At 58.8% G+C, this 12406-nt stretch carries 12 protein-coding genes; 3 read left to right on the plus strand and 9 right to left on the minus strand.

Features of this window, described 5'->3' with window-relative positions; translation table 11 throughout:
* Positions 1-38: 38 nt before the first annotated feature.
* The 4 genes from ACZ5RG_RS06725 to ACZ5RG_RS06740 all read right to left on the minus strand — a co-directional run bounded on the left by ACZ5RG_RS06725 (position 39) and on the right by ACZ5RG_RS06740 (position 4793).
* On the minus strand, positions 39-1037 hold the full coding sequence (locus ACZ5RG_RS06725) for a Bug family tripartite tricarboxylate transporter substrate binding protein (protein ID WP_298601669.1): 999 nt from the start codon (positions 1035-1037) through the stop codon (positions 39-41).
* Positions 1038-1080: 43 nt separating this feature from the next.
* Positions 1081-2562 carry a malonyl-CoA decarboxylase gene (locus ACZ5RG_RS06730; protein ID WP_312260583.1) on the minus strand — a complete coding sequence of 494 codons (1482 nt, stop codon included), beginning with the start codon at positions 2560-2562 and terminating at the stop codon, positions 1081-1083.
* Entirely contained in the window at positions 2559-3263 is a 705-nt protein-coding gene (locus ACZ5RG_RS06735) for a GntR family transcriptional regulator (RefSeq protein ID WP_464448095.1), read from the minus strand. Before ACZ5RG_RS06735 ends, ACZ5RG_RS06730 begins: the two co-directional genes overlap by 4 nt.
* A 255-nt stretch (positions 3264-3518) precedes the next feature.
* Positions 3519-4793, minus strand: coding sequence for a D-amino acid dehydrogenase (locus ACZ5RG_RS06740; protein ID WP_464448096.1), 1275 nt, complete (start codon positions 4791-4793; stop codon positions 3519-3521).
* A 128-nt stretch (positions 4794-4921) separates the two neighbouring features.
* Between ACZ5RG_RS06740 and ACZ5RG_RS06745 the strand changes: the two genes are divergently transcribed.
* Positions 4922-5389, plus strand: coding sequence for a winged helix-turn-helix transcriptional regulator (locus tag ACZ5RG_RS06745; RefSeq protein WP_298601677.1), 468 nt, complete (start codon positions 4922-4924; stop codon positions 5387-5389).
* Positions 5390-5410: 21 nt separating this feature from the next.
* On the opposite strand, the gene lgt is transcribed toward ACZ5RG_RS06745, so the two are convergent.
* Positions 5411-6208: a prolipoprotein diacylglyceryl transferase gene (gene lgt / locus ACZ5RG_RS06750; protein WP_464448097.1), complete on the minus strand. Its 798-nt coding sequence runs from the start codon at positions 6206-6208 to the stop codon at positions 5411-5413.
* 57 nt (positions 6209-6265) lie between these two features.
* Entirely contained in the window at positions 6266-8122 is a 1857-nt protein-coding gene (gene ilvD / locus ACZ5RG_RS06755) for a dihydroxy-acid dehydratase (protein ID WP_298601683.1), read from the minus strand.
* A gap of 184 nt (positions 8123-8306) precedes the next feature.
* Here ilvD and ACZ5RG_RS06760 point away from each other — a divergent pair, with 184 nt between their 5' ends.
* A complete protein-coding gene (locus tag ACZ5RG_RS06760; protein ID WP_298601687.1) occupies positions 8307-8612 on the plus strand; it encodes a c-type cytochrome in 306 nt (101 codons plus the stop codon).
* Positions 8613-8712: 100 nt separating this feature from the next.
* Here ACZ5RG_RS06760 and ACZ5RG_RS06765 read toward each other — a convergent pair whose 3' ends face one another.
* On the minus strand, positions 8713-9120 hold the full coding sequence (locus tag ACZ5RG_RS06765) for a GlcG/HbpS family heme-binding protein (protein ID WP_298601690.1): 408 nt from the start codon (positions 9118-9120) through the stop codon (positions 8713-8715).
* 195 nt (positions 9121-9315) lie between these two features.
* Between ACZ5RG_RS06765 and ACZ5RG_RS06770 the strand changes: the two genes are divergently transcribed.
* On the plus strand, positions 9316-10011 hold the full coding sequence (locus ACZ5RG_RS06770; protein ID WP_298601693.1) for a Bax inhibitor-1/YccA family protein: 696 nt from the start codon (positions 9316-9318) through the stop codon (positions 10009-10011).
* 91 nt (positions 10012-10102) lie between these two features.
* Here the strand turns inward: ACZ5RG_RS06770 and rlmD are convergent, their stop codons facing one another.
* Together rlmD and ACZ5RG_RS06780 are read right to left on the minus strand one after the other, a co-directional pair.
* On the minus strand, positions 10103-11539 hold the full coding sequence (gene rlmD, locus ACZ5RG_RS06775; RefSeq protein WP_464448098.1) for a 23S rRNA (uracil(1939)-C(5))-methyltransferase RlmD: 1437 nt from the start codon (positions 11537-11539) through the stop codon (positions 10103-10105).
* A gap of 65 nt (positions 11540-11604) precedes the next feature.
* On the minus strand, positions 11605-12402 hold the full coding sequence (locus ACZ5RG_RS06780; protein ID WP_298601699.1) for a 3'-5' exonuclease: 798 nt from the start codon (positions 12400-12402) through the stop codon (positions 11605-11607).
* Positions 12403-12406: the final 4 nt, after the last annotated feature.

The following is a 12406-nucleotide window of genomic DNA, read 5'->3' on the forward strand; positions in this document are numbered from 1 at the left end:
AACCCGGATGGCCAGGTTGTTAAAGGTGCGTTAAAAAATCAGTCCAGTTTGGCCCCGGAGGCCTTGACCACCTGCGACCACTTGGCCAGCTCTTTTTTGATGAAGGCATCAAATTGGGTCGTGGTCAGGTTGGGAAATTCGGCCCCCTGCCCCGCCCACACGGCTTTGGCTTCGTCGGTCAGGCAAGCGCGTCGAATTTCTTCAATGGCCCTTGCTTGGGCATCAGCGGGCGTGCCTTTTGGGGCCCACACGCCATACCAAGTTGACACGGTGTAATCGGGCAAACCCAACTCGGCGGAGCAAGGCACATCCGGGAAAGCCGGGTTGCGCTTGCTGCCAGACACCATCATGGCCTTGATGCGGCCGCCCTTGATGTGCGCAGCCGAAGAGCCCAAGCCGTCAAACATCATGTCCACGTTGCCCGCAATCAGGTCTTGCAAGGCCGGGCCTGCACCGCGATAAGGAATGTGGGTGATGAAGGTGTTGGTTTGCAGCTTGAACAACTCGCCCGCCAAATGGTGCGAGGTGCCGCCCCCGGCTGAGCCGTAATTCAGACGGCCAGGGTTCTTTTTGACAAAATCCAAAAAGGCTTTGAAGTCGGCCGCTTGAACCTTCTTGGGGTTGACCACCAGCACTTGGGGCACGCTGGCCACCTGGATCAATGGAATCAAGTCGCGTTCGAGGTCGTAGTCCAGCTTAGGGTACATGCTGGGCGCAATGGTGTGGTGAACGGCACCCATGAACAAGGTGTAGCCGTCGGGTGTCGCCTTGGCCGCAATACCGGCCCCCAAGGTGCCCCCTGCGCCACCCCGGTTGTCGACGATCAACTGTTTGCCAGTCAGCCTGGAAAATTGAGCCGACATGGGCCGCGCAAAAGCGTCGGTGCCGCCTCCGGCGGGGAAAGGCACCACCATCGTGACAGGTTTGGTGGGCCAAGCCGATTGCGCCCAAGTGGGCATGGCAGCACTGGCAGATGCCGCAAGGCCCCACTTGAGCCAATCGCGGCGGTCGCTGCAGGTGTGAATGGATTTTTTCATGGGTTTGTCTCCTCGGTTATAAAAATGGAAGCGGGTCTTTTTGTCACAAAAACAGCTTGTCTACATCACTGGACACAGGGGCCTTACCAGTCGCCAGCATTTGACGGTGCTTGTCAATTTTGCGCAAGTCGTACAAATAATTGACCATCAAACCCCAGGATTGTTTGAGCCCTTTGGTCGACAAATCGGCCCCCCAGTGAATGTGTTCCACTCTGGCACCATTGCCCAAGTGGAAGCGGGCCACAGGATCGGTAGGCCGATCATCGGTCAGCTCCTTGCCCAGGTATTGCGCAGCACAAGCCAGTAACCATTGACGCAGCGCTGAGCGGTCATCCAGTGTGACCACCGTGTCAAGGGCAGACAGCACATGCGCGGCGGTTGGCGGCTCGAATCCGACAGCAAGACCCAACTGACCTCGCATTTTTTCCGGTGTCTGATCCAACATGCGGGCAGCGTTTTTCGTGAGCCAGGAGCGCAATCCGGGAATGGGTGACAAAGTGGCAAAGACTTTGAGTTTGGGAAAATCTGCCCGCAAAGTTTCCACCACCCGCTTGATCAGGGAGTCGCCAAAGCTCACCCCTTTCAAGCCCGTCTGTGTGTTGCTGATGGAATAAAAAATGGCTGTCGTGGCGCGACTCAGATCAACCGCCGCCGCCGACTCGTCCAGCAGCGGGCTGATGCTGGAGGCCATCTCGTCCATGAACGCGACTTCCACAAAAATCAGCGGTTCATCGGGCAAGCGTGGGTGGAAGAATCCGTAGCAACGGCGGTCTGAATCAAGCCGATTCTTGACGTCGCCCCAGCTCTTGATGTCGTGCACCGCTTCGTACTTGATCAGTTTTTCGACCAGACTGGCAGGCGAATCCCAGCTGATGCGGCGCAACTCCAAAAACGCCACATCGAACCAAGTGGTGAACAGGTTTTCCAACTCGGCCTCAAGGGCCAAAAGCCGCTTATTGCCTTTGAGCACGGGCAGCAGTTGCGCCCGCAGATCCACCAGAAAACGCATGCCTTCGGGGAACACCGCAAAACGTTGGAGTAAACGGGTCCGTGGCGACACCAGGGCCTTGCGCAAACGGATCTCGGCAACACCTTCGTCGGGTGTACCCACGGCCGCTTCGTACTGCTCACGCGCAGCCTTGACCTTGCTTGCATCTGGCGCAAACTGCTCGCTCATCAGCAGCCAGCAGTCCTCCCGCTGCTCGGGCGTGGCCTTGCTGTACCACTGGGCCACACCCCGCGCCCGTTTGCCGCCTTCGACCTCGCTGACACTGGGGTCCACGATCGCCTGTAACTCGATCAAGGTTCGGCGCAAAACGCGGGGCGACAAAGCCTCTTCTTTTTGGCGCAAAGTGGCATTGAGCCGCTCGCGTGAGGAGCGAACAAGCGCTTCCTTGCCGACTGCGGGCTTGGTCGTGCGGCTTTCTGGCTTGTTGTCAGTCGTTGGTGCCTTGCTGGCACCTTGGCGCTTGCCTGCAGGCAGCCAACCCGCCACCGTTCGGCCGATCCACTCAGATGTGTTCATGTTGAAACCCCGTGCTTGTCGTGTTCTGTGTTGGCGGCGCTGATGCGGCTTTTGCTCTGGCGGGCGAGCAAGCGCAAAGCCTCGCGCTGTCTCGTCAAATGAATGCGCATGGCCGCATCGGCCCCTTCGGCGTCCCGTGCTTTGAGGGCTGCAAAAATCGCCATGTGCTCTTCGAGAGACTGGCTCAAACGCCCCGGTGCATTGAGCTGTTGCAAACGGGCCAGCTTGAGGATCTTGCGCAAATCGCCGATCACCTGGGCCAGCCATTTGTTGCCCGCCATGGCGATGATGGCCTCATGGATCGCGTAGTTGGCCGCGTAGTACTGGGGGATCAAGCCTTGTGCCGCGCTGTCTTCAAGCTGGTGGTGCAGCTCTTCGAGCGTGGCAATGTCGGCGTCGCTGGCCTGCTGCGTTGCCTCGAAGGCGCAGCGCCCTTCAAGCAAGGCAATGACCGGAAAGATCTCGTCCAGATCCTGCTCGGTGACTTGGTTGACAAAACAGCCGCGCCGGGGCTCGTGACGGATCAGACCTTCGGCCGTTAGCACCTTGAGGGCCTCTCTCAGCGGGGTTCGCGAAATGGCCAGCTGCTCACACAGCCGGGTTTCGTCCACAAAGGCACCCGGCGTCAAGTCACCACCAAAGATCAGGTCGCGCAGTTGCTGCGCCACTTGGTCATGCATGGAGTTGACGTGTCCGGCCATCAGTGCCTTTCTGTAATTTCCGATAATTATGGGTAATTACAAGCAATCCGACGAACCATGTCGGCGAAACGCCACACTTTTAAGCCTCAGGACTTACCCTGATCCAAAGCCGATAAAACCGTTAAAGCAGTGAATGCGGCCTCAGGCCCCGCAGTTTCACGGCCCCTTGCTGCGAACCATCCAAATGGGTCACATCGAACAGCACTGACGGCCAGCTTGAAGGCGCTCAACCGAGCCAGCCCGGGTGGCTTGTGCTCAGCGTGCACCGTAGCGCCCCATGTCGAGCCCGTCGGTGCGGATGGCCGGCTGGCGCCCCGAGATCAGATCGGCCAGCAGCTGTGCACTGCCGCAAGCCATGGTCCAGCCCAAGGTGCCGTGACCGGTGTTGAGATAAAGCCCACGCAGCGGCGTTGCACCCACCAGCGGTGTGCCATCCGGCGTCATCGGACGTAGCCCGGTCCAGAACTGGGCTTGGCTCAGATCACCGCCTGGGAACAGTTCGCGCGTGACCTTCTCCAGCGTGGCGCGGCGTTTGGGGTTCAGACTCAGGTCAAAACCAGCCAACTCGGCCATGCCGCCCACACGCAGGCGATCGCCCAAACGGGTCAATGCAATTTTGTAAGTCTCGTCCAGCACGGTGGACTGCGGGGCCAGCGAGGTATCGCGCAGCGGCATGGTCAGAGAGTAGCCTTTGACCGGATAAACCGGAATGTCCAGCCCCAGAGGGAGCAGCAAATCATGCGAATAACTGCCGGCGGCCAACACCACCACGTCGGCTTGCAACAATTCAGACCCGCCGCCATCCACACTGGCCAGGCGAACCCCTGTCATGCGCTGACCATCGCCCTCCAGCGCCTGCACGGTGCAAGCGCTGCGCAGCGTCATGCCCTGAGCACAGGCCCGTTGTGCCAACTGGCGGGTGAACAAATGGCAATCGCCGGTTTCGTCATTGGGCAGGCGCAGACCGCCGCTGATGGGCGCGTTGGCGAATGCCAAGGCCGGTTCGGCAGCGATCACCCCAGCAGCATCCAAGAGCTCAAAGGGCACGCCGCATTCCTGCAACACAGCCACATCGCGGGCTGCGGCATCCAATTGGGCCTGACTGCGAAACAGCTGCAACGTGCCTTGGCTGCGGGCATCGTAGTCAATGCCGGTTTCGGCGCGCCAGGCCCGCAAGCAATCGCGGCTGTACTCGGACAGGCGCATCATGCGCTCCTTGTTAATGGCATAGCGACTGGACGAACAATTGGCCAGCATGGCCGCCATCCAGCGCATCTGAAACAGGCTGCCATCGGGTCGGATGGCCAGTGGCGAATGGGCCTGAAACAACCATTTCAGGGCTTTGAGCGGGATGCCCGGAGCCGCCCACGGCGTTGAATAGCCCGGCGAGACTTGGCCCGCGTTGGCAAAGCTGGTCTCCATCGCCACGCCATTCTGCCGGTCCACCAGGGTGACCTCTGCCCCTTGGCGCAGCAGCGCCCAAGCGGTGCTCACCCCGATCACGCCACCACCCAACACCACAACTTTCATGTCAGCCTCGCTATTGACTTGAGATCTGGTGATGGTATGGATTGAAGACAGAATTAATTTCTGATTTAGTGTTTAATATCAGCAAAATCAACTGCGAAACTGGCCTGATTGCAGGTCTTCACAACACAATGTCTGAACCCGACCGCACCGACCTCAAAATCCTCGACCTGCTGCAACGCCATGGCCGCATGTCGGTCACCGAAGTGGGTGAACAGGTGGGCCTGTCCACCTCGCCTTGTTCAGAGCGCATCAAGCGGCTCGAACGTCAAGGCCTGATCACCGGTTACCACGCGCGGGTGGACGCGGTGCAACTGGGCAAACCCTTGTTGGTGTTCATCGAGATCACGCTGTCGCAAAAATCGCCCCAAGTGTTTGAGACCGTGCGGCGCGAGGTGGGCCTGATGCCCGAGGTACTTGAATGTCACTTGGTCTCGGGCAGCTTTGACTACCTGGTCAAGGCGCGGCTGCGGGCCATGAGCGATTACCGTCAACTGCTGGGCGATATCCTGGACAAGATCCCGGTACCCGCGCAGTCGAACAGCTATGTGGTGATGGAAGAAATCAAGGAAAGCACGGTCCTGGCACTGGACCGCTGAAAACCGCTTGGCACTGCGCCCTCAGGCCGCCCGGCGATCGCACCACAGCCACAAGACAACGCCACCCAAAATCATGGGCACACACAGCCACTGTCCCATGCTCATGCCCAGGCTCAAGAGGCCCAGATGGGCATCGGGTTCGCGGAAGTATTCAGCCACGAAGCGAAACACGCCATAGCCGAACAAGAAAGCAGCCGCAACCTGCCCTTGCTGGCGCGGCTTGCGGGCATAAAGCCACAGCAGCACAAACAACAACAGCCCTTCCATCAGGAACTGGTAGATCTGCGAGGGGTGGCGCGGCGCATCGCCCGCGCCGCGAAACAGCATGGACCAAGGCAAGGACGGGTCGGCCACCCGGCCCCACAGTTCCCCATTGATGAAATTACCGACTCGGCCAGCGGCAAGTCCTGTGGGCACGCAAGGTGCCACCAAGTCCATGACCTGCAAAAACGGCCTTTTACGCGAGAACGCAAACCACAGCATGGCAGCGATCACGCCCAGCATGCCACCATGAAAACTCATCCCGCCTTGCCAGACCGCAAAAACCTCCAGCGGGTTGGCCAGGTAATAAGCCGGTTTGTAAAACAGGCAATAGCCAATACGCCCACCAAGGATGACGCCCAACACCCCCAAAAACAGGATGTCTTCGATGTCACGCTTTTGCCATTGCGACAGGTTTTTGAAGGGCAAATGCCCCAGACGACGCGTGCCCAGCCAGTAAAAAAGGCCGAAAGCTGCCAAGTAAGTCAAGCCATACCAATGCACGGCCAATGGCCCCAACTGCAGGGCGACAGGGTCAATTTGAGGGTGAATCAGCATGGGGTTTGCGCGGATGCGGCATGACAGACCAATCGCCGGTCATGCCGCAGGGCTGTATCAATCGAGCAGCGACAAGTCGCGCACGGCACCTTTGTCAGCCGATGTGGCCAGCAAGGCATAGGCTTTGAGCGCCGCCGAGATTTTGCGCGGGCGTGGCAGCGCGGGCTTCCAACCCAACTGGTCTTGCTCGACACGGCGCTTGGCCAGTTCTTCATCGCTCACCAGCACGTTGATGCTGCGGTTCGGGATGTCGATGCGGATGCGGTCGCCGTTTTTGACCAAGCCAATGGTGCCGCCCGCTGCTGCTTCGGGAGAGCAATGGCCTATCGACAAACCCGATGTACCGCCCGAAAAGCGGCCATCGGTCAGCAAGGCACAGGCTTTGCCCAGACCTTTGGACTTGATGTAGCTGGTGGGATACAGCATTTCTTGCATGCCAGGGCCGCCTTTGGGGCCTTCGTAGCGCACCACCACGATGTCGCCCGCCTTGACCTTGTCGCTCAAGATGTTTTCAACCGCTTCGTCTTGCGACTCCACCACATGGGCGGGGCCTTCAAACACCATCAGGCTGTCGTCCACACCCGCGGTCTTGACCACGCAACCGTCCAGCGCGATGTTGCCGCGCAACACAGCCAAGCCGCCTTCTTGGTTGAACGCATGGGGCAATGAACGGATGCAGCCTTCGGCACGGTCGGTGTCCAGACTCGGCCAACGGGTGTTCTGGCTGAAAGCCACCTGAGTCGGGATGCCTGCTGGGCCGGCCATGTAAAACTTTTTGACCGCCTCGCTGGGGTTGCGTGCAATGTCCCATTCGTCCAAGACTTCCTTCATCGTCTTGCCCAGCACAGTGCCCACATCGGTGTGCAGCTTGCCGGCACGGTCCAACTCGCCCAAGATACCCATGATGCCGCCCGCGCGGTGCACGTCTTCGATGTGGTATTTGTTGGTGTTGGGTGCGACCTTGCACAGCTGGGGCACGATTTTCGACATGCGGTCGATGTCAGCCATGGTGAATTCAATTTCAGCTTCCTGGGCAATCGCCAGGATGTGCAGGATGGTGTTGGTGGAGCCCCCCATCGCGATGTCCAGGGCAATGGCGTTTTCAAACGCTTTGAAACCCATGGAGCGCGGCAAGACCGAGGCGTCCTCTTGCTCGTAATAGCGTTTGCACAAATCGACAATCGTGCGGCCCGCTTGCTTGAACAGCTCTTCGCGATCGGCGTGTGTGGCCAACACCGTGCCGTTGCCCGGCAGGGCCAAGCCCAGCGCTTCGGCCAAGCAGTTCATCGAGTTGGCGGTAAACATGCCCGAGCACGAACCGCAGGTCGGGCAAGCCGAGCGCTCGACTTCGGCCAAATCGGCATCGCTCACTTTGTCATCGGCCGCCATCACCATGGCGTCGATCAGGTCGAGCTTCTTGAATTCCATGACCTGCGTCTGTGGGTTGGCCAGGCGCACTTTGCCCGCTTCCATCGGGCCACCCGACACGAAGATCACGGGGATGTTCAAGCGCATGGCGGCCATCAGCATGCCGGGGGTGATCTTGTCGCAGTTGGAGATGCAGACGATCGCATCGGCACAATGCGCGTTGACCATGTACTCGACCGAATCGGCAATGATGTCGCGGCTGGGCAGCGAATAAAGCATGCCGTCGTGGCCCATGGCAATGCCGTCGTCCACGGCAATGGTGTTGAACTCTTTGGCCACACCACCTGCTGCTTCGATCTCACGCGCCACCAGCTGGCCCAAATCCTTCAAATGCACATGGCCCGGGACAAACTGGGTGAACGAGTTGGCAATGGCGATGATCGGCTTGCTGAAATCATCGTCCTTCATGCCCGTGGCACGCCACAAAGAGCGGGCACCCGCCATGTTGCGGCCGGCAGTGGATGTCTTGGAACGGTAAGCGGGCATCAAAGGCTCCTGTCAGGAATTCATGAAAAAAGTCACAGTATTATGGCCCACACCCATAGACCGGGTCGCGGATCAGGCCAAGACAAGTCGACATCTATACAGCAAGGGGATCCGGCTACACTCCACCGTCCAGCGCCTTGACGGCCACTGATCGACCCCTTATCCAACTCCACAAGGAAACGACATGAAAAAAATCGTACTTGCCCTGACCCTGACTGTGGCCAGCGCAGCCCCCGCTTTGGCCGATTTGGCATTGGCCACATCCAAAAACTGCATGGCTTGCCATGCGGTTGACAAAAAATTGGTGGGTCCCAGCTACAAAGATGTTGCGGCCAAATACAAAGCAGACAAAGCGGCTGTGGACAAGCTGGCCGCCAAAATCATCAAAGGCGGCTCTGGCGTCTGGGGCCCGATCCCCATGCCCGCCAATCCTCAGGTCAACGAGGCCGAAGCCAAGAAACTGGCCGCTTGGGTATTGAGCGCCAAGTAATCGCGCCGCCCCATAGAAAAAGCCCGCTGTGCTCAGCGGGCTTTTTTGCATTTTGACATCCGTTCAAACAGGCCTGGGCCTGTATGAACCGGTCAAACGGTCACAGGCCAATGGCTGCGATGCCTGCTTTGGCGATCTGGGCATCTTCATTCGACTTGACGCCGCTCACGCCGACAGCGCCCAAGCAGAAACCGTCTTTCATGATCGGCACGCCACCTTCGAGCATGCCCTTGATCGTGGGCGCAGACAAAAAGGAGGTGCGGCCACCGTTGATGACGTCTTCGTAACCTTTGGTTTCGCGGCGACCCAAAGCGGCCGTGTGGGCTTTGGCCGGGGCGATGTGCGAGGACACAGGGGCTGCGCCATCCAGACGGGCAAAGTGCAACAAATGGCCTCCCGCGTCCACAATGGCGATGCTGACTGCCCAGTTGTTCTTAAGGGCTTCGGCTTCGGCCGCTGCAGCAATGGCTTTGACATCGGACAGTTCGAGGGTGGCTTGGGTTTTCATGGGTATTTGTGAGGCTGAGTTGAAAGACGGCAAGGATACACGGCCAAGGCCAGACCGATTGCACACCCCCAGCGCAAAACTGCTTCACCTGGATAACCCCATCATCTGCCGGAAATTACGGGGGCAAGCTGATGGCAACCACCCTCACCCTACAATGCAATTGCCCTGAAATCAGGGTTTGAACAGGAGACATTCATGAGCGACCTTCGCACACTCAACACCACCGACTGGGGCCACGGCACCGATCTGGCGACGCGCAACCGCGTTCTGCGCAACACGTATTGGCTGCTGGCCTTGAGCTTGCTGCCCACCGTTTTGGGGGCCTGGCTGGGCGTGAGCACCGGCATCACCCGTTCGCTTTCCGGCGGTGTGGGTCTGGTGGTTTTCATGGCAGGGGCCTTCGGCTTCATGTTTGCCATCGAAAAGACCAAAAACTCGGCTGCGGGCGTGCCCGTGTTGCTGGCATTCACCTTCTTCATGGGCCTGATGCTCTCGCGCATGATCGCTATGGTGCTGGGTTTCAAAAACGGCGCTGACCTGATCATGACCGCCTTTGCCGGCACGGCGGGCGTGTTCTTTGTCATGGCCAGCTTGGCCAGCACCATCAAACGTGACATTTCGGGCATGTCCAAATGGCTGTTTGTGGGGGCCTTGGCCATCATGATCGGCGGCGTCATTAACGTCTTTGTCGGCTCCACAGTCGGCATGATGGTGATCTCTGTCATGGCCATTGGCATCTTTAGTGCCTACATGTTGTATGACTTGAAGCAAATCATCGACGGCGGCGAGACCAACTACATCAGCGCCACTTTGGCCTTGTACCTGGACATCTTCAACGTGTTCCAAAGCCTGCTGGCCTTGCTGGGCATCATGGGCGGCGAACGCGACTGACCTCGGTCATATCCCCCTCAAAACAAAGGCTCCCTCGGGAGCCTTTGTTGTTGGTGCGGTGCAACTCAGCGCAAGCTTGTCGGCCAGTAACTCATGCCAACTCGAACACCGCCATGCTTTCCACGTGCGCCGTGTGCGCAAACATGTTGATCACCCCGGCATTCACACAGCGATAGCCCGCGCGGTGCACCAGAATATCCGCGTCACGGGCCAAGGTCGCCGGGTTGCAACTCACATACACAATCCGCTGAGGAGGCGTCCAGCCTTGGCGCAAATCGCGGTTCTCGTTCAGCTCGGCCAGTGCTTTGCTCAAGGCAAAAGCGCCTTCACGCGGTGGATCCACCAGCCATTTATCGGCTGTGCCATCGGCCACCAGCATCTCGGGCGTCATGTCAAACAGGTTGCGGGCCACAAATTGGGTCGGCGCCAATGCCTGGCCTTGCGGGCGATTGGCCTGGTTGCGGGCGTGGTTGTCACGGGATCGAGCGACCAGCGTCTCGGCACCTTCAATACCCAGCACCTCCCCCGCTTGCGTGGCGATGGGCAAAGTGAAGTTACCCAGACCGCAAAACCAGTCGATCACGCGTTCGTGCTTTTGTGCGTTCAACAAACGCAAGGCACGGGACACCAAAACCCGGTTGATGAAGGGGTTGACCTGGGTGAAATCGGTGGGCCTGAAGGGCATGGTGATGCCAAAGTCTGGCAGACCGTAACTGAGCTGCGGGCCGCCCTCGTCCAGCAGCTGCACCGTGTCGGGCCCCTTGGGCTGCAACCACCATTGCACATTCTGCTCAGCAGCAAACGCGCGCAGCAAGGCTTTGTCGCCTTCGCTCAAGGGCTCCAGATGGCGTAAAACCAAAGCCGTCACCTCATCGCCGCAGGCCAACTCCAGCTGAGGCAGGGTTTCGCGGGCCTCCATTTGGCTGATCAGCGCACGCAGCGGCAGCAACATTTGACTCACATGGGGCGGCAACACCGGGCACACCTTCATGTCAGCGATGTAACGGCTCTTGCGCTCGTGAAAGCCAATCAGCACTTCGCCCTTTTTGATCACATAACGCACCGACAAACGGGCACGGTAACGGTAACCCCAAGTCGGCCCCTCAATGGGGCGCAGCATGGTTTCAGCTTTGACTTTGCCCAAATGCCACAAGTTGTCTTCAAGCACGCGTTGCTTGATAGCCACTTGGGCGGAGATCTCCAGGTGCTGCATTTTGCAGCCGCCGCAAGAGCCTGTGTGCAGACCAAAGTGGGGGCAGCCAGGCCGCACGCGTTGCGACGATTCGTGGTGAATCTCGGTCACGATGCCGTGCTCAAAGCTGCTTTTCTTGCGTCCGACCTGGACCGAAACCACCTCAAAGGGCAAGGCACCCTCAATAAAAACCACTTTGCCATCGGGCCTGCGGGCGATGCCCTGGGCATCCATGTCCAAAGAGTTGACTCGCAACCAGCCTTCTGGCAAGTCGGGGCTGCAATGGTTTTCTGTTGCTAGAGGGGATGGGGAAAGGGGTAGGTCATGTTCGCTCATGCCCCGATTGTCTCAGCATGTCGGGCCAGGCTTGGCGTGACGCCTCACCCTTTGGGTTGAAAAACTCAGTTCCAGGCTTGCAAATATTCCTGCCAATGAGATTCTTGCGCAGCCAAGGCGCTGACATTTTCTTTGACGAAGCGAATTTCCTGATCGTATTCAGCCTCGGTCAAGCCGCCGCGCATCTTCTGAAAGCGGCAATACAGCAAATAGGTGTTCATCACATCGGTCTCGCAATAGCGCCGAATGTCTTCGGTTTTACCGGCCAGAAACTGCGCGTGCACTTGCGAGCCGTCCATGCCCAACTTGCCGGGAAAGCCGCAAAGTTTGGCCATTGCGTCCATGGGCGCGTTGTTTTTGGGCGTGTATTTGGCCAACAAGTCCATCAGGTCCAGGTGCCGCAGGTGGTAACGCGAGATGTAGTTGTTCCACTTGAACTCGCGGTCACTGGCGTTCCCGCCCTCGCCCATGTCCCAGTATTTGTCAGCCACCACGCCATGCTGCAAGCCACGGTAATGCAGAACAGGTAAGTCAAACCCGCTGCCATTCCAACTGACCAGTTGAGGTTCGTGCTTTTCGATGGTGTTGAAAAACGTTTGGACAATGCGGCCTTCGCTTTGGCCATCGCGGTCGACAAAAGAATGAACGCGCAGCCCCTCGGCATTGCGGAAGACGCAGCTGATCACCAAAATCCGCTGCAAATACAAAGGCATGAAGTCACTTTTACCCAGCTCGGCCCGCTCTGCCTTCCATTGGGCATGCACCTGGGCATCGGTCAAATCAGGCGATGCCGGGTTGAGCCTGCGCCACCCGGCCACATCCGGCAAGGTTTCGATGTCAAAAACCAGGACGGGCCAGGCCATTGCT

It is taken from the genome of Limnohabitans sp. TEGF005 (genome assembly GCF_055394835.1).